We start from the raw sequence: 20,110 nt of genomic DNA on the forward strand, positions 1-20,110 counted from the left end.
TTCACGATGATCACGAGACCACCCCAGCTTCGCAAGCGCGCCATCAGCCTCGGTGGCGCGCTCATCGGCCTCGCGCTCGCGGTCGGGGGCTGCCAGCACGACGACGTCCTCACGGCGTCCATTCCCGACGACTACAAGCAGCGCCATCCGATCGCGGTCGAGGAGCAGAATCGCTCGATCGTCGTCTTCGTGGGTCATGCCCGCGGCGGATTAACCGCTGCCCAGCGCGCTGACGTGATGGGCGTGGCATCGGCGTGGTTGCAAGAAGGCACCGGCGCGATTCGCATCGACGTGCCTTCCAATACGCCCAATGCTCGCCCGGTCGCCGATACGATGCGTGAGATCCAGGCGATGCTGGCGGCGGCAGGCGTTCCGCCGCGCGGCGTCAGCGTTCACCCCTACCAGCCGCAAGACAAGCGCTTCCTCCCCCCGATCCGGCTCACCTATTCCAGGATTGCTGCAGTCGCCGGTCCCTGCGGCCTGTGGCCGGAAGACATCGGACCCTCGATGAAGAACAAGCGCTGGTTCGAGAACAAGGACTACTACAATTACGGCTGCGCTTATCAGCGCAACCTCGCGGCCATGGTCGACAATCCGTCGGATCTTGAGCAGCCGCGGCCCGAAACTCCGTCATACACGCCGCGGCGCATCACCGGGTTCGAGAAGTATCGCAAGGGAACGACGACGGCGACCACCTATCCCGAGGCCGACAGGGCCAAACTCAGCGACACCGGCAAATGATCAGTTACGCGCGCCAGACACACGAAGAGCAGCCGGCAGCAGCTCCTCCGCCGGTCGAGGAGCATATTGCGCCCGCGCCGCGCGTCTCGGTTCAGGCCTTCTGCGAAACCGTGGAGACGGCCGCCGCGGTGCAGTCGGCCGGCGAGGATCGCCGTCTCGGCAAGGCTCACCTGAAGATCCAGATGGGCGGCATGGCGGCCGCGATCGAAGCCTACCGCTCGGCTCCCACGCCGAACGTGATCGTGCTCGAGAGCGACGGTCGCAACGACCTGCTGGGCGGACTCGACCAGCTCGCCACCGTCTGCGATGCCGGCACCCGCGTGGTGGTGATCGGCCGCATCAACGACGTCACGCTCTATCGCGAGCTGGTGCGCCGCGGCGTCAGCGATTACGTGCTCGCGCCGGTCGGCGCGATCGACGTCGTACGCTCGATCTGCAACCTGTTCTCGGCCCCCGAAGCCAAGGCAGTCGGCCGCATCATCGCCGTGGTCGGAGCCAAGGGTGGCGTCGGGGCTTCGACCATCTCGCACAACGTCGCGTGGGCGATCGCGCGAGACCTCGCGATGGACGCCGTCGTCGCCGATCTCGACCTCGCCTTCGGCACGGCCGGGCTCGACTACAACCAGGATCCGCCGCAGGGTATCGCCGACGCCGTGTTCTCGCCTGACCGCGTCGACACCGCGTTCATCGACCGCCTGCTGTCGAAATGCACCGACCATCTCAGCCTGCTGGCGGCGCCTGCGACGCTCGACCGGGTCTATGATTTCGGCACTGACGCTTTCGATTCCGTATTCGACACGCTGCGCTCCACCATGCCCTGCATCGTGCTCGACGTTCCGCATCAATGGTCGGGCTGGACCAAGCGCGCCTTGATCGGGGCGGACGACATCCTGATCGTGGCCGCCCCGGACCTCGCCAATCTGCGCAATACCAAGAACCTGTTCGATCTATTGAAGGCCGCCCGCCCCAATGACCGGCCGCCGCTCTACTGCCTGAACCAGGTCGGCGTGCCGAAACGGCCCGAAATCGCCGCCGCGGAGTTCGCCAAGGCGATCGAGAGCCAACCGGTCGTCTCGATCCCGTTCGAGCCGCAGATCTTCGGCTCGGCGGCCAACAACGGCCAGATGATTGCGGAGATCTCCGCCAACCACAGGTCGATCGAGATGTTCCTGCAGATCGCCCAGCGCCTGACCGGCCGCAGCGAGACCAAGAAGCAAAAGTCGTCCCTGCTTTCACCTCTGATTGAGAAGTTGCGGGGAAGATAAGCCGCCGCATGGAGTTGTTAAGTGTTCGGTAAGCGTAGCGGAACAGACACCGACCTTCGGGCGCCCAAGCCCGGCGCCGTGTCGCTCGAGCCTGCCCCGGCTCAGGCGCCGACGGTGTCGCGCGCTCCGCCTCCGCCGGCCGTCGCCTCGCCGCCGCTTGCGCCCGCCAAGGCTCCGCCGCCTCCGACCATGGAGAGCCGGCGTTCGGACAATTATTACGAGGTCAAGGCGACCATCTTCGGCGCGCTGATCGAGGCCATCGACCTCGCCCAGCTCGCCAAGCTCGATTCGGAGTCCGCGCGCGAGGAAATCCGGGACATCGTCAACGAGATCATCGCGATCAAGAACATCGTGATGTCGATCGCCGAGCAGGAGGAGCTGCTCGACGATATCTGCAACGACGTCCTCGGTTACGGGCCGCTCGAGCCGCTGTTGTCGCGCGACGACATCGCCGACATCATGGTCAATGGCGCCAACACCGTCTACATCGAGGTCGGCGGCAAGATCCAGCGTACCGGCATCCGATTCCGCGATAACCAGCAGCTTCTCAATATCTGCCAGCGCATCGTCAGCCAGGTCGGCCGGCGCGTCGACGAATCCTCGCCGATCTGCGACGCGCGCCTCGCCGACGGCTCCCGCGTCAATGCCATCGTGCCGCCGCTGTCGATCGACGGCCCCGCGCTCACCATCCGCAAATTCAAGAAAGACAAGCTGACGCTGGATCAGCTCGTCAAGTTCGGCGCGATCACGCCGGAAGGCGCCGAGATCCTTCAGATCATCGGCCGCGTCCGCTGCAACGTGCTGATTTCCGGCGGTACCGGCTCGGGCAAGACGACCCTGCTCAACTGCCTCACCAACTACATCGAGCACGACGAGCGCGTCATCACCTGCGAGGACGCCGCCGAGCTCCAGCTGCAGCAGCCCCACGTGGTGCGGCTGGAAACCCGTCCGCCCAACATCGAGGGCGAGGGCCAGGTCACGATGCGCGAATTGGTGCGCAACTGCCTGCGTATGCGTCCCGAACGCATCATCGTGGGCGAGGTCCGCGGACCCGAAGCCTTCGACCTGCTGCAGGCCATGAACACCGGCCATGACGGCTCGATGGGCACGCTGCACGCCAACAACCCGCGCGAGGCGCTGTCGCGCTGCGAATCCATGATCACGATGGGCGGCTTTTCCCTTCCGTCGCGAACAATTCGCGAGATGATCTGCGCCTCGATCGATGTCATCATTCAGGCCGCGCGCCTGCGCGACGGCTCCCGCCGCATCACCCACATCACGGAGGTGATGGGCATGGAAGGCGACACCATCATCACCCAGGACATCTTCCTCTACGACATGGTCGGCGAGGACGCCAACGGCAAGATCATCGGCCGGCACCGCTCAACCGGCATCGGCCGTCCGAAGTTCTGGGAACGCGCCCGCTATTACGGCGAGGAGAAGCGCCTCGCCGCGGCGCTCGACGCGGCGGAAGTCGCGCCGAAGACGTGAGCAGATCGGCAGCGCCATGAACATGCAGGTCCTCGCCCTCGCCTTCCTCGCCACCGCAGCAGTCGGTGGCATCGCCTGGGTATTCCTCTATCCGGTGCTGTCTGGGGAGCGAAAGGCGGAAAGCCGCCGTGCCTCGGTCGCGCGCGCCGAAGCGCCCACGGCCCGGCAGGCCGAGAAAACCCAGCGCTCTCGCCGCGAGCAGGTCGAGTCCACGCTGAAGGACCTCGAGGCGCGGCGCGCCCAGGAGAAGAGCGCTCCGCTCAGCGTCCGCCTGTCGCAGGCCGGGCTCGACTGGACGCCGCAGAAGTTCTGGACCGTGTCCGCCGTGGTGGCCGGCGTTTTTTTCGCGGCCGCTATGTTCGCGGGCGGGGGCCTGATCGGCGCCGCCGGTCTTGCCTTTGCCGGCGGCTTCGGCCTGCCGCGCTGGGCACTCGGCTTCCTCAAGAAGCGTCGCGAAACCAAGTTCCTGGCTGCACTGCCCGACGCGGTCGACGTGATCGTCCGCGGCATCAAGGCAGGCCTGCCCTTGTTCGAATCGATCAAGGTCGTAGCCGCCGATTCGCCCGAGCCGCTGCGCAGCGAGTTTCTGGCCATCATCGAGACGCAGGCGATAGGCATGCCGCTGGGCGAGGCCTGCGCGCGGCTCTACGAGCGCATGCCGCTGCCGGAAGCCAATTTCTTCGGCATCGTGGTGTCGATCCAGCAGAAATCGGGCGGCAACCTCTCCGAAGCGCTCGGTAACCTGTCCAAGGTGCTGCGCGACCGCAAGAAGATGAAGGAAAAGATCCAGGCGATGTCGATGGAAGCCAAGGCCTCGGCCGGCATCATCGGCTCGCTGCCGCCGATCGTGATGTTCCTGGTCTATCTCACGACGCCGCAATACATCTCGGTGCTTTGGACTCATCCCACCGGCCAGCTGATGCTGGTCGGCTGCGTCGTCTGGATGTCGATCGGCATCCTGGTGATGAAGAAGATGATCAACTTCGATTTCTGACGGTGTCGCATGGTCGAATTCCTCGTCTCGAAACTGCACGACGTCCGTTTCATGACCATGCTGCTCGCGGCCATCGCCGCGAGCGCCACCGTCTATACGCTGGTGATGCCGTTGTTCGCCGGCGAGGGACTCTCCAAGCGCATGAAGGCGGTGGCGAACGAGCGTGAACGCATCCGGCAGCGCGAGCGTGAGCGTCTCAACAAGAGTGAGAAGGTTTCGCTGCGCCAGACGCCGAAGCAACTCGTCTCCAAGGTGGTCGAGGACTTCAACCTGACCAAATGGCTCGCGCAGGAGGCTGCGCGGGACAAGCTCATCATGGCAGGTTACCGCGGCCAGGCGCCCTACATCACCTTCCTGTTTGCCCGCATGGTCGCCCCGATCGTGTTCTTGATCGGCTCGGCCCTCTACGTGTTCGTGATCGGAAACATGCAACAGGCGATGCCGATCAAGATCGGCATCTGTATCGGCGCCGCCTATCTCGGCCTCCAGGCGCCGATGCTGTTCCTCAGGAATGCGATCTCCAAGCGCCAGCTCTCGATCAAGCGTGCGTTTCCCGACGCGCTCGATTTGCTCCTGATCTGCATCGAATCCGGCATGTCGGTCGAGATGGCATTCCGGAAAGTTGCGACCGAAATCGTGGGCCAGTCGATCGCGCTGTCGGAGGAGTTCACCCTGACCACGGCCGAGCTGTCCTACCTGCAGGATCGCAAGGTCGCCTATGAGAACCTGGCACGGCGCACCGGGCTCGAGGGCGTCAAGTCGGTGTGTCTGGCGCTGCAACAGGCGGAACGATACGGCACTCCGCTCGGCCATTCCCTGCGCGTCATGGCGCAGGAAAATCGCGACATGCGCATGAACGAGGCCGAGAAGAAGGCGGCCGCGCTGCCGCCGAAGCTCACGGTGCCGATGATCCTGTTTTTCCTGCCTGTGCTGTTCGTGGTCATTCTCGGACCCACCGCCATCAAGGTCACCGAGATGCAATGAGCCGGGCTGGACCGTACGGTCCGCCACCAAGGCCAGGAAGTCAGATGATCAGCCGGGCTCGCTCAGCGAAGCGACCGGCGTCCGCTTCGGCGCGCCGCGCGGGGCCTCGCTACGGCTCAGCATCTCCTTGAGATAGGCGACATTGGCCGCAGCCTGGTCCGGCGGCAGGTCCGCCTTGACGATGGTCTCCGCCTCCGCGAAGCGGCCCTGCAGGCCGACGACCAGGCCGAGATTCTGCCGGACCCGGGCGCTGGCACGCGGCGAGGCGTGCGCCTGCCGCAGCGCCTCTTCCGCCTTCGGCAGCTCTTTCGACAGCATGTAGGACAGGCCGAGGTTGGAGAGCACGCCGGGATCACCCGGTGCGATCTTGAGCGCGCTCGCGTAATAGGATCGCGCCTCCTCATGACGGCCCATCTGGTCGAGCGCGGTGCCCTGCACCGAGAGCAGGCGCCAGTCCGGATTGTCGGGCGAATGCGCCTTCGACAGCACGTCGAAGGCCTGCTGGAAATTGCCGTTGTCGGCGAGTGCGCGGCCGTACTGGGCAAGCAGCGCCTTGTTGCCGGGGTTGGCGATGGTCGCCTGCTCGAGCACGGCGGCGGCCTGGGCGCGCTGGCCGTTGGCGCGCAAGGCCTGTCCATAGGCGAGCGCGGCGTCGGCATCTTTGGGATTGGCGCGGTAGCGCTCGCCATAGGCTTCGACCGCACGCGCCGGATCGGTGGGCGCGCGATCGGTGGAGGCCGCGTCCGCCCGGGGGCCGACCGAGCCCGTCACCTCCGAGAGCTTCGACATCGCCGTGCAGCCGCCGAGGCTCATCGCCACCGTCGCGACCAGCGACGTCGAAGCAAGTAGCCGGGTAAGCCTGATCCGTTGACGCATGACGCTTTGACTCTCGAGCTGCTCGATCGAGCCGAACGTGTCAGCAGTAGAATGTTAACCCTAACGGCCGGTTAACAGCGCTCAGACGTGCTTCTCTCACGCCGGCGATGGTTGCGGCGCTTTGCCGCCGAGGCCGAGATCGAGGCCGAGCACCTGCACCTGCTGATCCAGCTCCAGCAGCAATTGCAGCCTCTGCCGCCCCCGCCGCTGAACGTCGACACCATCACAAGGCAGCCGCGGCACCTGACGCAGGAAGTCGTTACAATTGATCAGGCCTCTCCCGTAGAGCTCATCGAGCTCAGCGCGATCGATGCCGAGCACGTCAGCGGATTGCTCGATCAATCGGCCGAGCAACGTTTTCACCGCGGCGAGCGCGTCGCTGTCGAATCCCGGCCGGGATCTCGCGGCCTTACGCTCGAGCTCCGCCCAGGCATGGGCCGAGACCATGTAGGTGTAGAGCGCTATCGCCCAGTTCGGCTCCGCCTCATCGTAAAAGCTGCCACGCATGAACAGCCGGCGGACGATTGCCGTGACCTGGTCGCGTTTCAGTGTGCGGGGCGAGGCCGCCCCGATCGCCGACTGGACGGCCAGATCGCGGGAAAAATCCCGCCCCGCCGGCAGCCTGATGACGCCGCCCGGCAGGTTGGAATCGAGCGGCCTGAAGGCCGCATCGTTGCGGAGCCTCGTATAGCGGGTGATCGCGAAGCGGTGCTCGTTGCGGCCGGCATGGGACGCGGGGCCGAAATGAACGAGGTTGAAACCGGCATCGTCGCCGGCTTGCCCGGTCGAGGACGGACAGGAGAGCACGTAGATCGTGCGCCAGAACGCCTCACCGCTCTCGCTCGACGTCGCACGCGGATCGGGGATGGAATAGCGGGTCAGCCCCTCGACATGGCGATGACCGTGCAGAACCAGATCGACGTTGAGCGAGGTCGCGGCCTCGAGGAAGGTCGCGGGTGCGGCGAGATACATCAGCGGCTCGTCCGGCATGCCTAGAAAGCGCTTTCCTTCGCCGGTGGCCTGCGGCAATGGGTGATGGTGTAGGGCCAGCACACGCACCAGATTTTCCGCCGGCTCGGCGTAGTCGGCGCGCCCGGCCGAACCGATGCTTCCCGCGACCTCGGCGCTCAGCCGGGCGGAATCGGCGACCATCGCCTTGTAAGCGCTCTCGTCGATCTTGCCGCTCGCGAGCGCCTTCAAGTTGGCGCGATTGGAATCGAGCAGCACCAGGTCGAGGCCTGCCTGACGGTAATAGACATTCTTCGCGGTCCGCGGCAGGTGCAGGTAGTCGTAGGCGTCGTGACGGCCCGCACGCTGGATCGGCCGCTTGACGTCGTGATTGCCTGCCACGGCTTGGATGTCGGTGAACAGCCCTGTCTGCCGGAAGGATGCAATGACGGCGAGCGCCTCGTCGAGCGCGCGCGGCGTTGGGTCGTCCACCAGATCGCCCGTGATCAGCAGGATGCGATCGGGAACATTCGCGACAGCCGCCATCGCAAATCGCGGCCCTGAGCGTCTCGATGGCCGGAAGCAGCCGGCCCGACCCGTCCAGATGCAAGTCGGAAATCTGCGCAACAACGAACGATCTATCCATTTTGCGCCGCTCATCTGCATATGCTGCGTCGCCCAAACAATGATAAAAATGCTTCGACGAACAGATTCAGCCGTATCGACCCAACCTGGGCAGGCACCATGCCGCCGCGTGTCTGCGTTCGGGTTCATGCAGAACAAGCGACACAATCTAAAATGTTCGTCGATAATGTCACAACCGAAGCGCTAGTAAAGCCCTGCGGCCGTGGCGTTGCGAACGGCAGCCCTCGGCGTGAGATACGAGATTTGTCCGCGGACGGTTTCGTCGCGCCCGGTCGATGCTCGATGGCAAGCCGCTCGCGGATCTCGTCGAACGCATCGAACCGCATGCCTACCTTGCGGCGCGTAGCGGCTCGCTGAACGGTGACGGCAAAGCCGATTGCAGCGGCGGCCAAACTCTGCGAAGTCTCGTCCGTTCGCATGACTCGCCTGAACTGACGATCCGGACCCGCCAATGCCTTCTGTCTTCGAGACGTCATCCACCGCCACCCCGATCACCTTCGTCACCAAATCAAGCTGGGATCAGGTCGCCGAGACGCTGCCGCCGGCGCAACGCCAGTTCGCGCGTGCCAGCGCCTTCGCCGCCAAGCCGGGCAGCTATCTGGCGCTGCCCGCGACCGACGGCACCATTGCGCAGGTGCTGTTCGGGCTCGAGGAAGAGGATGCAAGATCGCGCGACCTGTTTCGGCCCGGCGCCCTGCCCGGCCTCTTGCCGCCCGGCACCTATCGGTTTGCCAATGCACCGCACGATGCGCGGCTGGCCGCGCTCGCCTTCGCACTGGGTTGCTACCGCTTTGCCCGCTACCGCAAGGCAGATCGCCCCGAGATCCGGTTGGTGCCGCCTGACAGTGTCGACGCGGCCGAGATCGAGCGGATTGCCGATGCGGCAATGCTCGCGCGCGACCTCATCAACACGCCGTCCAACGACATGGGCCCGGATGAGCTCGCCGCAGCCGCGCAAGCGCTCGCCGCCGAGTTCGGCGCGAGCTTTTCCTGCACCGTCGGCGAAGAGCTGGCGAAGAACTTTCCGCTGATCCACGCCGTCGGCATGGCCTCCAGCCGCGCGCCACGGCTGATCGACATCGTCTGGGGCGATCCTGATCATCCCAAGGTGACGCTGGTCGGCAAGGGCGTCTGTTTCGATACCGGCGGGCTCGACCTGAAGCCGTCGAGCGGCATGCTGATCATGAAGAAGGACATGGGCGGCGCCGCCAACGTGCTGGCGCTGGCGCGCATGGTGATGGATGCGAAGCTGAAGGTGCGGCTGCGCGTGCTGATTCCGGCGGTGGAGAACGCCGTCGCTGGCAATGCCTTCCGCCCGCTCGATATCTTCACCTCGCGCAAAGGGATCACCGTCGAGATCGGCAATACCGACGCCGAAGGCCGCCTCGTGCTCGCCGACGCGCTGGCGCTGGCCGATGAGGAGAAGCCCGATCTGCTGATCGACCTCGGCACGTTGACCGGCGCGGCCCGCGTCGCGCTGGGGCCGGATCTGCCGCCCTTCTACACCCATGATGAGACGCTGGCTGCCGACCTCGCGCGCTGCGCGATGAGGGAGAACGATCCGTTGTGGCGCATGCCGCTGTGGCCGCCTTACGATGCCTGGCTGGACTCCAAGACCGCCACCATCACCAATGCACCGTCGGGCGGTTTCGCCGGCTCGATCACCTGCGCGCTGTTCCTGCAACGCTTCGTCGAGCACGCCAAGAGCTGGCTCCATGTCGACATCTATGGCTGGACGCCGTCGGCGAAGCCGGCGCGGCCCGAGGGCGGCGAATGCCAGGCCGCACGCGCCATCTACGCATTGCTGAGCGAGCGCTATGCCTGATCCAGGACACGACCCGAGGCTGACGCCGGCGCGGGGCGACGTCGCCGCCAAATATCTCGAAGGCAAGATCGAGGCGGAGCGTTTCGTCACCGGCGAGGAGTTCGAGGTGGTCGAGCCAATCGCCTCCGTGCGCGAGCAGCCGTCCTCGAACGCGACGTTGATGACCGAAGCGCTGCGCGGCGAACGCGTCACCATCTACGACCGCAACGGCGAGGGTTGGGCCTGGGGCCAGCTCAGTAGCGATGGCTATGTCGGCTGGCTCCCGGATGCGGCGCTCGCAAAGCCGTCGGCCGCCGCAACGCACTTGGTCGGCGCACTGCGGACGTTTGCGTTCCCCGGCCCCTCGATCAAGCTGCCGCCTGCCGACACGCTCGTGATGGGATCGAAGCTCGCCGTGGCGCGCGAGGACGGCAGCTTCGCCGTGACGCACGATGGCCAATATCTGCCGAAATCGCATCTGGTCCTGATCGATCATCGCGAGCCGGATTTCGTCGCGATCGCCGAGCGCTTTGTCGGTACGCCCTATCTCTGGGGTGGCAAGAGCAGCTTTGGCATCGATTGTTCCGGCCTCGTCCAGGTCTCGCTGACATCAGCCGGGATCGGCTGCCCACGCGACAGCGACATGCAGCTCGCCGGCCTCGGCCGCGCGCTGGAGCCGTATGAGCGGAACAGCTTGCAGCGCGGCGATCTGATCTTCTGGAAAGGTCATGTCGCCATCGTGCGCGACGCCACCACCATGGTTCACGCCAATGCGCATCACATGGCAACGGTGATCGAGCCCATCGAGCCGGCGATCGCGCGGATCAAGGCGGCTGGCAGCGAGGTCGTCGCGATCAAGCGGCTCTGACGGAGCGCTACGTCGCCGCCGCCCCGTTCCCGGCCGTCTCCAGCCGGAACGCGGCCGCGAACAGCGCTCGGGTATAATCCGTCTTCGGATTCCTGAACAATTCGGCCGCCTGCCCCTCCTCGACCACCTTGCCGCCGCGCATCACGATGAGGTGGCTGGCGAGCGAGGCGACGACACGCAAATCGTGCGAAATGAACATGTAGGTGAGCTCGCGCTTGCGCTGGAGCTCGCGCAACAGATCGACCATCTGCGCCTGGAACAGCATGTCGAGCGCGCTGGTCGGCTCGTCCAGCACGACGAAATCAGGCTCCAGCACGATCGCGCGCGCGATCGAGATGCGCTGACGCTGGCCGCCGGAGAATTCGTGCGGATAGCGGAAGCGCGTCTCCGGATTGAGTCCGACATCCTCGAGTGCCTTGACCACGCGCGCCTCGCGTTCCTCGCGCGAGAGCGCCGGCTGATGCACGGACAGGCCCTCGGCGATGATGTCGGCGACCGACATGCGCGGTGAGAGCGAGCCGAACGGATCCTGAAACACGATCTGCATGTCGCGCCGGAAGGGACGCATCTCCTTGAAGCGCAGGCCCTGGATGTCGTTCCCTAAGAACACGATGCGTCCGTTCGAGGAGATCAGCCGCAGCAGCGCCAGCCCCAGCGTGGTCTTGCCCGAGCCGGATTCGCCGACCACGCCGAGCGTCTCGCCCTTGCGTACGGCGACACTGACCCCATCGACCGCCTTGATGTGACCGACCGTCTTGCGCATCAGGCCGCGCTTGATCGGGAACCAGACTTTTAGGTCATTGGCCGACATCACCACCGGCGCATTCGGCTGCGGCGGCGCCGGATCGGGCTTGGGCTCCGCCGCGAGCAGGTCGCGTGTATAGGGATGTTTCGGGGTCTTGAAGACCTGCTCGACCGGACCCTGCTCGACGATCACGCCGCCCTTCATGACACAGACGGTGTCGGCAATGCGGCGCACAATGCCGAGATCGTGGGTGATGAACAGCAGGCTCATGCCGAGCCGCGCGCGGATCTCGGCGAGCAGCGCCAGGATCTGCGCCTGCACGGTGACGTCGAGCGCCGTGGTCGGCTCGTCCGCGATCAGTAGGTCCGGCTCGTTGGCGAGCGCCATCGCGATCATCACACGCTGGCGCTGGCCGCCGGAGAGCTGGTGCGGATAGCTGTTCAGCCGCGTCTCTGGATCGGGGATGCCGACCTGGGTCAAGAGCTCCAGCGTCCGCTTGCGCGCCTGCGCATTGCTGGTCGGATTGTGCAGCTGGATGATCTCGCCGATCTGCGCCTCGATCGTGTGCAGCGGATTGAGCGAGGTCATCGGCTCCTGGAAGATGATGGAGATGTCGCTGCCCCTGATCTCCCGCATCTGCTGCTCGGACTGGTCGATCAACTCCTGGCCCTTGAAGCGGATGCTGCCGGAGGGATGGGAGGCATTCGGATACGGCAGCAGCTTCAGGATCGAGAGTGCGCTGACCGACTTGCCGGAGCCGGATTCGCCAACCAGCGCCACGCATTCGCCGCGCTTGATCTGGAACGAGACCTTGTCGACCGCAAGCGTGGTGGCGCCGCCCTGGCGAAAGGCCACCGAGAGGTCGCGAACGGCGAGCAGGGGCTGGTTGATCGCATCCATGGCCTTACCTGAACGTCTTGCGCGGGTCGAAGGCATCGCGCACGGCTTCACCGATGAAGATCAACAGCGAGAGCATGATCGCGACCGAGAAGAAGCCGGAGAAGCCGAGCCACGGTGCCTGCACATTGGCCTTGGCCTGCGAGAGCAATTCGCCGAGCGAGGGCGATCCCGGTGGCAGGCCGAAGCCGAGGAAATCGAGCGCCGTCAGCGTCATCACCGAGCTCGAAACGATGAACGGCAGGAACGTCATGGTCGCGACCATCGCGTTAGGCAGCAGGTGGCGGAACATGATCAGAGGATTGGAGACGCCGAGCGCACGTGCCGCCTGGACGTATTCGAAATTGCGCCCGCGCAGGAATTCGGCCCGCACGAGGCCAACCAGCGAGACCCAGGAGAACAGCAGCAAGATGCCGAGTAGCACGAAGAAACCGGGCACCAGCACCGAGGACAGGATCAGGAGAAGATACAGCGATGGAATCGCGGTCCAGATCTCGATGAAACGCTGGAAGATCAGATCGACCCAACCGCCGAAATAGCCCTGCACCGCACCCGCCGCGATGCCGATGACCGACGAAACGATGGTGAGGCAAAGGCCGAACAGCACCGAGATGCGGAAGCCGTAGATCAGCCGCGCCACCACGTCGCGGCCCTGATCGTCGGTGCCGAGCCAATTGTATTCGAGATCGCGGCAGCTCTTCAGTCCCTTTTTCTCCACCACCGGCTTGCACTGCTTCTCCGTCAGCATCCAGGTCGGCGGCGACGGCGCCGGTGTCGGCAGATCGAGATTGTGAGTGTCATAGGAGTAACGGATCAGCGGCCAGACGACGCTGCCGCCCTTGTCCTTGATCAGCTTCTGCAAGTACGGGTCGCGGTAATCGGCCGCGGTCTCGAAATCGCCGCCGAACGTCGTCTCCGAATAGGTCACGAAGGCCGGCCAATATAGCCGACCGTCGAACTTGATCAGGAAGGGCCGATCGTTCGCGATCAGCTCGGCGAACAGCGAGATCACGAACAGGCCGATGAAGATCCAGAAGGACCAGTAGCCGCGGTGGTTCGCCTTGAAGTTCTGCCACCGCCGCCGGTTAAGCGGCGATGGAGCGAACGGCTTGCGCGTGATCGGAACGGCATCGCCGAGCGGCGACTTCGCTGTGGTCTCGATCGGCGTCGGCGCGGTGATCGTCATCAGACCTCCCGCGCTTCGAAATCGATCCGGGGGTCGATCCACATATAGGTCAAGTCAGAGATCAGGTTGATCACGAGGCCTACCAGCGAGAAGATGTAGAGCGTGCCGAACACCACGGGATAGTCGCGATTGAGCACGCTCTCGAAGCTGAGCAGTCCGAGCCCGTCCAGCGAGAAGATGGTCTCGATCAGCAGCGAGCCGGAAAAGAAGGCGTGGATGAAAGTGCCGGGGAAGCCGGCGATCACGATCAGCATCGCGTTGCGGAAGACGTGGCCATAGAGCACCCGGTTCTCGCTGCAGCCCTTGGCGCGGGCGGTCATGACGTATTGCTTGCGGATCTCATCCAGGAACGAGTTCTTGGTCAGGAACGTCATGGTGGTGAAGGCACCTAGCCCCATGGCGATCAGCGGCAACGTCAGATGCCAGAAATAATCGATGATCTTCCAGTACCAGGGAAATTGCGACCAGCCATCCGAGGTTAGTCCGCGCAGCGGGAACCAGTTGAAGAAGGAGCCGCCGGCAAACAGGATGATCAGCAGGATCGCGAACAGGAAGCCGGGAATGGCATAGCCGAGCACGAGCACCGTCGAGGTCCAGGTGTCGAACCGCGCACCGTCATTCACGGCCTTGCGAATGCCGAGCGGGATCGAGATCAGGTAGGTCAGGAGCGTCAGCCAGAGGCCAAGCGAGATCGAGACCGGCAGCTTTTCCTTGATCAGCTGGAGCACGCTGACGTCGCGAAAATAGCTCTTGCCGAAATCGAAGCGAGCGAAATTCCACACCATCAGCAGGAAACGTTCCGGCGCCGGCTTGTCGAAGCCGAACTGCACTTCCAGCTTCTTGATGAAATCAGGATCGAGGCCCTGTGCGCCGCGATATTTAGAATTGACGGAATCGCCGCCGGCACCGACCTGTCCCGGCGCGCGCTGCGCAAAATCGCTGCCGCCGGAAATACGCGAGGTCCCGCCGGTGTCGGCGCCCGAGAGTTGCGCGATCACGCGCTCAACCGGGCCGCCCGGCGCGAATTGCACCACGACGAAGGACACGAAGAGGATCCCAAGCAGGGTCGGAATCATTAGCAGGAGGCGGCGGGCGATATAGGCGCTCATGGCTATTTTGCCTGCTCGAGCTTGGCCGCCTTGGCGGGCTCATACCACCAGATGTCGGGCGCGCCGACGCCGTTGGCATAACGCGGCAACCTCGGTGGATGGCCGAACTGGTCCCAATAGGCCAGCCGGTGCGTCTTGTTGTACCATTGCGGCACCCAATAGCGACCGGCGCGGAACAGGCGATCGAAGGCGCGGCAGGCGACGGTCAGCTCTTCGCGGCTGTCGGCCGCCATGATCTTCTCGATCATGGCGTCGATCGCCGGGCTGGCGACGCCAGCCAGATTGTACGAGCCCTTGGTGTTTGCGACCTGCGAGGAGAAGAACGCGCGCATGGCATCGCCTGGCGTCGCCGACATGCTGAAGCGCTGGATGGTCATGTCGAAATCGAAATCTTCCTGCCGGGCCTTATGCTGCACGGCATCGACAAGGCGCACGCTCGCTTCGATGCCAAGCGTCGCGAGATTCTTGATGTAAGGCGCGTGGTGCGGCTGGAACGAGGGCTCATCCAGCAGGAACTCGATCTTGAACAATTCGCCGTTCGGCAGCACCCGCTTGCCGTCCTTGATGGGCACGCCGGCCTCGGTCAGCAATTGCTGCGCCTTGCGGAGCAGGCTGCGGTCCTGTCCGGAGCCGTCGGAGGCCGGCGGCGTAAACGGCGCCGCGAACACCTCGTCAGGAACCTGGCCGCGAAACGGCTCCAGCAGCTTCAGCTCTTCCGGCGAAGGCGGCGCATTGCCAGCCATCAGGTCCGAGTTCTGGAACGGCGACACCGTGCGGGCATAGGCGCCGTACATGATCGTCTTGTTGGTCCATTCGAAATCGAAAGCGTTGATCAGGGCCTCGCGCACGCGGGGGTCTTTGAATTTGTCGCGCCGCGTATTGATGAACCAGCCTTGCGCGCCGGAGGGCGTATCGTCGGGCACGACCTCCATCTTGACTCGGCCTTCCTTCACGGCCGGGAAGTCATAGCGCGTCGCCCAGATGCGCGAAGTGAACTCCTCGCGATAAAGATAGCTCTTGCCGGTAAAGCCCTCGAAGGCGACGTCACGATCGCGGTAGAATTCATAGCGGACGACATCGAAATTGTAGCTGCCGCGGCAGGGCGGCAGATCCGCGGCCCACCAGTCCTTGACGCGCTCGAACTCGATGTAGCGATTGACCTCGAACCTGCCGACCCTGTACGGGCCCGAGCCGAGCGGAATCTCCAGCGACGATTCATCGAACGGGCGGGAGGCGTAGTACGCCTTGGAGAAGATCGGCAGGCTGGCGACATAGAGCGGCACGTCGCGTGCACGCCCCTTGGCGAAGGTGACGACGAGCGTCGCATCGTCGAGGGCTTCGGCACTGACCATGTCGCGCATCTGCACGGTGATCAGCGGATGCCCCTTGGTCTTCAGAGTCGTCAGCGAATAGGCTGCATCGTGGGCAGTGAGCCTGGTCCCGTCGTGGAATTTCGCCTCGGGTCGCATCGCGAAGCGGTAGACCAGCTTGTCCGGCGATATCTGCACGGATTTGGCCGCCAACCCGTACATTGCGTCGGGCTCGTCAGCTGCGCGGATCATCAGCGGCGAGAACGTCATACCCATACCTTGTGCGCCGTCGCCTTTCAGGATGAAGGCGTTGAGCGAGTTGAAGGTCTGGTAGGACTGATTGTAGGCCCGCACCGACGGGATCAGCGAGAACGTGCCGCCTTTCGGCGCGTCGACATTGACGTAATCGAAATGACGGAAGTCGGCGGGATATTTGAGATCGCCGAATGCCGACATGCCGTGCGCCTCGGTCGCCGCTTCCGATGCTCGCGCGCTGCGCAGCAGCGGCGCGCCGACGGACGCCCCGAGGGCGCCGCCAACACCCAGGACCAGCACATGGCGGCGTGACATCTGCGTCATGCGGGGATTGTCCTTCACGATTTCTTTGCGATCCGTGCCGCCTTGTCTGCGTCGTACCACCAGATGAACGGGAAGCCGGACAGACCATACCTGGGCAATTCCGCCGGCCGGCCGAAGCGATCCCAGCGCGCGGTGCGCACCTTGTTGTAGGTCCATTGCGGCACGACGTAGTGATTCCACAGCAGCACGCGGTCGAGGGCCTTGGTGGCCGCGACGAGATCGTCGCGATCAGTGGCGTAGATCACCCGCTCGATCAGCTTGTCGATGGCCGGATTCTTGATGCCGGCGATGTTGCGCGACCCGGCGATGTCGGCCGATTTGGAGGACCAGAACTCGCGCTGCTCGTTGCCCGGCGATTGCGACTCGCCCCAGGAGTTCGTCACGATGTCGAAGTCCCACTCGCGCGTCCTGTTCTCATACTGGGTCGGATCGACCGTCCGAACGCTCACCGCAATGCCGAGCCGCTCCAGCGACGGCTTGTAGAACAGCGTAATTCGTTCGAAGCTGGGATCCGAGTTGAGCAATTCCAGCGAGAACTGCGCACCGGTCTTGACGTCGACCAGCTTGCGATCTCGCACCTCGTAGCCGGCTTCCTTGAACAGGCGCAGCGCCTCACGCAAATTGTCGCGCACCGCCTCCGGACTACCCCCGACCGGATTGGTGTAGGGCGTCGTGAAGACCTCGGGCGGTACCTGGGCGCGGACGGTCTCGAGAATTTCGAGCTCCTTACCCTGCGGCAATCCCGTTGCCATCAGCTCCTCGATGCCGTCGAAATAGCTGCTGATGCGCTTGTACTGACCGTAGAAGATCTGCTTGTTCATCTCCTCGAAGTCGAACGCGTAGTTGAGCGCACGACGCACGCGCGGATCGCTGAACTTGGCGCGGCGCAGGTTCGGCACGAAGGCCTGCATCACGCCCGAGCTGCGGTTGACGAATTCCTCGAGGATCACCCGCTTTTCGGTCACGGCCGGGAAATCATAGGCGGTCGCCCAACTCTTCGCGCTGTTCTCGGTGCGCCAATCGACCTGGTCGGCCTTGAAGGCCTCGATCGCAACGGTGCCGTCGCGAAAATATTCGTAGCGCAGCTCATCGAAATTATTGCGGCCCACATTGATGGGAAGATCGCGGCCCCAATAGTCCTTGACGCGCTCCAGCGCGATCGAGCGTCCTGCGACGAATTCCTTGACCTTGTAGGGGCCCGAGCCGAGCGGCACTTCCAGCGTGGTGGTGGCGATATCGCGCTTGCGGCCCTGCGCGTCCGTCCCCTCCCACCAATGTTTCGGAAGGACGATCAGCTGTCCCACGATCAGCGGCAGCTCGCGGTTGCCGGGTGCGTCGAACACGAACTTCACGTCACGCTCGCCGACCTTCTCGGCCTTCACCACATGGCTGTAATAGGCCGAGTACATCGGATGGTTCTTCTTGAAGGAATCGAGCGAGAAGATCACGTCCTCCGGCGTAACAGGCTTGCCGTCATGCCATTTCGCCTGCGGGCGCAGGCGATAGGTGACGAAGGAAAAATCATCGGGATGGCTGACCGCTTCGGCCAGCGCGCCGTATTCGGTCGAGACCTCGTCGAGCGACTGCGTCAGGAGCGTTTCATAGATGAACGCGACGGCACCGGCGACCTGGCCCTTCACACCGGAGACGACGATGTTGAAATTGTCGAACGTGCCGACGGCGATCTGGCGCGCGACACCGCCTTTGGGGGCGTCCGGATTGACGTAGTCGAAGCGCTTGAAGTCGGCGGGGTACTTGACCTTTCCGAACAGCGACAGCGCGTGGCGCCAAGGCAACCCGCCGGAAGGCAGCTCAGTTGCTGATTGCGCATGCGCCACGCCGACGGGAACGCCCGCGACGGAGCCAAGGGCTGGAAGCGCTGCGGCTGCAGTGCCGGTGAGCAGGAGATCGCGTCGGGTAATGGCCAAATCAACATCCCTGTCTTGAAGGAGGCTACTCCTTTAAGTTCCCAATATAGGCGAGGTTTCGACCGAATATGTTGCTTTTTCCTCATCTTGGAAGCCCGGCCGGCCTATCGGATGCGGCCAAACGCCCCGATAACGTCGCCGCGAGGCCCGGATAAGGAAACGGCCAGACTTTTCAGCCTGGCCGTATTCGAGCGCCGGTTCTCGGGACCTTATTTTGACGCCGTCGGCAGCGGCTGAGGTTTCTCCGACTGCGAATTCAGATAGGCGATGATATCGGCACGCTCGGAATCCTTGGCAACACCGGCAAAGCCCATCGCGGTGCCCGGAATGAAGCCCTTCGGATTGGCGAGGAACTTGTTGAGGTCGTCGAAGCTCCAGTTGCCACCCTTGGCCTTTATGGCGGCCGAGAAGTTGAAGCCACCACGGCCTTGGCCCTTGGGCTCGCCAACGACGCCATAGAGGTTCGGACCGACTCGGTTCGGGCCGCCCTTCTCGAAGGTGTGGCAGGCGCCACACTTCTTGGCGGCCGCGGAGCCCTTCTCGACGGAGGCGGTTTGGAGCAGCTTTTCGATCGGTTCGGACGATGCGGCGGCAGCGGCGCCCTCCTTGCCGGAGGCGGCATCTTGCTTGACCGCGATCTCGAAGCCCGGCTTTTCCGGCATCTTGGGGGAGAACAGCGCGCTCGCGGTGAAGCTCGTCACCAGCAGGAAGAGACAGGTGCCGAACACGGCGCCGAGAATCTTGTTGAGTTCGAAAGAGTCCATTTCCGGCCAGGCCCCACCGCAAGAAGGAAACAGCGGCCCGGATGGCCGCAGGACGAGCCTCGGAGAATCAAACGTTCCTTATTGTTTCCCCGAGTTTTGCCATTGAGATATCGGTTTGCCCGGGGTCTGGCAACCCGTATAAGCGACCCGGCTTCAGGCCCGTCCCATCCCATGTCCCGGTGCGGAAAACGCTCCGTTTTCAGGCTCTTGACCTCAGACCTTTGAACCCGATGATCGATCCCCGCATCCTGGTGCTGATCCCGGCTCGCATGGCCGCCACCCGCCTGCCCGGCAAGCCGCTCGCCGATATCGCGGGATTGCCGATGATCGTGCATGTGCTGCGCCGTGCCGAGGCCGCCGCAATCGGCAGGGTCGCGGTGGCCACCGACACCGACGAGATCGCCTCGGTCGTGACCGCCCATGGCGGCGAGGCCGTGATGACCCGCGGCGACCACCCCTCCGGCTCCGACCGCATCCACGAGGCCATGCAGAAGCTCGATCCCGAGGGCAAGGCCGAGATCGTGGTCAATGTCCAGGGGGATTTCCCGACCATCACGATCGACAACATCCGCGAGGTGCTGCCGCCGCTGCAAGACCCGGCCGTGGACATCGCGACGCTGGCCTCGCGGATCCACACCGAGGAAGAGGATGTCGCCCCAAGCGTGGTGAAGGCGATCGGAACCTCGGTTGGCGGCAGGCGGATGCGCGCACTTTATTTCACCCGCGCGACCGCCCCGACCGGCGACGGACCGCGTTACCACCATATCGGCCTCTATGCCTTTCGCCGCGCCGCGCTGGAGCGCTACGTCTCTCTTCCGCCGTCTCCGCTGGAATTGCAGGAGAAGCTCGAGCAGCTCCGGGCGCTTGAGGCCGGAATGCGCATCGATTTCACCATCGTCGACACCGTGCCCCGCGGGGTCGATACGCCGGCGGACCTCGAGACCGCGCGCAGCATCCTTTCCAAATCCTGAGCCGC

The 20,110-nt window shown here is 64.3% G+C and carries 16 protein-coding genes; 8 read left to right on the forward strand and 8 right to left on the reverse strand.

Features of this window, described 5'->3' with window-relative positions; all coding sequences use genetic code 11:
- The first annotated feature begins 6 nt into the window (after nt 1-6).
- From I6F17_RS16425 to I6F17_RS16445, 5 genes are read left to right on the forward strand one after another with little or no spacing between them, the layout of a single operon-like run.
- Nucleotides 7-741 (forward strand): CpaD family pilus assembly protein, encoded by a 735-nt coding sequence (locus I6F17_RS16425; RefSeq protein ID WP_225127126.1) that lies wholly within the window; start codon nt 7-9, stop codon nt 739-741.
- Nucleotides 738-2,006, forward strand: coding sequence for an AAA family ATPase (locus I6F17_RS16430; protein WP_225127124.1), 1,269 nt, complete (start codon nt 738-740; stop codon nt 2,004-2,006). Before I6F17_RS16425 ends, I6F17_RS16430 begins: the two co-directional genes overlap by 4 nt.
- Before the next feature lie 21 nt (nt 2,007-2,027).
- The gene (locus tag I6F17_RS16435; RefSeq protein WP_036036829.1) at nt 2,028-3,497 is read left to right on the forward strand and encodes a CpaF family protein; all 1,470 of its coding nucleotides are present in this window, start codon (nt 2,028-2,030) and stop codon (nt 3,495-3,497) included.
- Nucleotides 3,498-3,513: 16 nt separating this feature from the next.
- Nucleotides 3,514-4,491: a type II secretion system F family protein gene (locus tag I6F17_RS16440; RefSeq protein ID WP_057028159.1), complete on the forward strand. Its 978-nt coding sequence runs from the start codon at nt 3,514-3,516 to the stop codon at nt 4,489-4,491.
- A 9-nt stretch (nt 4,492-4,500) separates the two neighbouring features.
- Entirely contained in the window at nt 4,501-5,475 is a 975-nt protein-coding gene (locus I6F17_RS16445; RefSeq protein WP_225127122.1) for a type II secretion system F family protein, read from the forward strand.
- Between the two features lie 48 nt (nt 5,476-5,523).
- Here the strand turns inward: I6F17_RS16445 and I6F17_RS16450 are convergent, their stop codons facing one another.
- Nucleotides 5,524-6,351 carry a tetratricopeptide repeat protein gene (locus tag I6F17_RS16450; protein WP_225127121.1) on the reverse strand — a complete coding sequence of 276 codons (828 nt, stop codon included), beginning with the start codon at nt 6,349-6,351 and terminating at the stop codon, nt 5,524-5,526.
- A 96-nt stretch (nt 6,352-6,447) separates the two neighbouring features.
- Entirely contained in the window at nt 6,448-7,845 is a 1,398-nt protein-coding gene (locus I6F17_RS16455) for a metallophosphoesterase (RefSeq protein WP_225127118.1), read from the reverse strand.
- A 550-nt stretch (nt 7,846-8,395) separates the two neighbouring features.
- On the opposite strand from I6F17_RS16455, the gene I6F17_RS16460 reads away from it, so the two are divergent.
- Both I6F17_RS16460 and I6F17_RS16465 read left to right on the forward strand, forming a co-directional pair.
- Nucleotides 8,396-9,769: a leucyl aminopeptidase family protein gene (locus tag I6F17_RS16460; RefSeq protein WP_225126425.1), complete on the forward strand. Its 1,374-nt coding sequence runs from the start codon at nt 8,396-8,398 to the stop codon at nt 9,767-9,769.
- Nucleotides 9,762-10,616, forward strand: a complete 855-nt coding sequence (locus I6F17_RS16465; RefSeq protein WP_036036813.1) for a C40 family peptidase — start codon at nt 9,762-9,764, stop codon at nt 10,614-10,616. The genes I6F17_RS16460 and I6F17_RS16465 overlap by 8 nt, the downstream gene beginning before the upstream one ends.
- A 7-nt stretch (nt 10,617-10,623) precedes the next feature.
- On the opposite strand, the gene I6F17_RS16470 is transcribed toward I6F17_RS16465, so the two are convergent.
- The 6 genes from I6F17_RS16470 to I6F17_RS16495 all read right to left on the reverse strand — a co-directional run bounded on the left by I6F17_RS16470 (nt 10,624) and on the right by I6F17_RS16495 (nt 19,134).
- Nucleotides 10,624-12,261 carry an ABC transporter ATP-binding protein gene (locus tag I6F17_RS16470; RefSeq protein ID WP_225127116.1) on the reverse strand — a complete coding sequence of 546 codons (1,638 nt, stop codon included), beginning with the start codon at nt 12,259-12,261 and terminating at the stop codon, nt 10,624-10,626.
- A 4-nt stretch (nt 12,262-12,265) separates the two neighbouring features.
- Nucleotides 12,266-13,444, reverse strand: a complete 1,179-nt coding sequence (locus I6F17_RS16475; protein ID WP_036036808.1) for an ABC transporter permease — start codon at nt 13,442-13,444, stop codon at nt 12,266-12,268.
- Nucleotides 13,444-14,553, reverse strand: a complete 1,110-nt coding sequence (locus tag I6F17_RS16480; protein WP_035998032.1) for a microcin C ABC transporter permease YejB — start codon at nt 14,551-14,553, stop codon at nt 13,444-13,446. The genes I6F17_RS16475 and I6F17_RS16480 overlap by 1 nt, the downstream gene beginning before the upstream one ends.
- A 2-nt stretch (nt 14,554-14,555) precedes the next feature.
- Nucleotides 14,556-16,442, reverse strand: a complete 1,887-nt coding sequence (locus I6F17_RS16485; protein ID WP_036036822.1) for an extracellular solute-binding protein — start codon at nt 16,440-16,442, stop codon at nt 14,556-14,558.
- A 14-nt stretch (nt 16,443-16,456) separates the two neighbouring features.
- Complete coding sequence (locus tag I6F17_RS16490; protein ID WP_225127114.1) at nt 16,457-18,370, reverse strand: extracellular solute-binding protein; 1,914 nt, start codon at nt 18,368-18,370, stop codon at nt 16,457-16,459.
- Nucleotides 18,371-18,579: 209 nt separating this feature from the next.
- Complete coding sequence (locus I6F17_RS16495) at nt 18,580-19,134, reverse strand: cytochrome c family protein (RefSeq protein ID WP_225127104.1); 555 nt, start codon at nt 19,132-19,134, stop codon at nt 18,580-18,582.
- Nucleotides 19,135-19,364: 230 nt separating this feature from the next.
- Here I6F17_RS16495 and I6F17_RS16500 point away from each other — a divergent pair, with 230 nt between their 5' ends.
- Nucleotides 19,365-20,105: a 3-deoxy-manno-octulosonate cytidylyltransferase gene (locus I6F17_RS16500; RefSeq protein ID WP_225127102.1), complete on the forward strand. Its 741-nt coding sequence runs from the start codon at nt 19,365-19,367 to the stop codon at nt 20,103-20,105.
- Nucleotides 20,106-20,110: the final 5 nt, after the last annotated feature.

Origin of the sequence: Bradyrhizobium sp. NBAIM18, from assembly GCF_020193825.1 — a bacterium.
In the GTDB taxonomy this organism is placed as follows: Bacteria; Pseudomonadota; Alphaproteobacteria; order Rhizobiales; family Xanthobacteraceae; genus Bradyrhizobium; species Bradyrhizobium yuanmingense.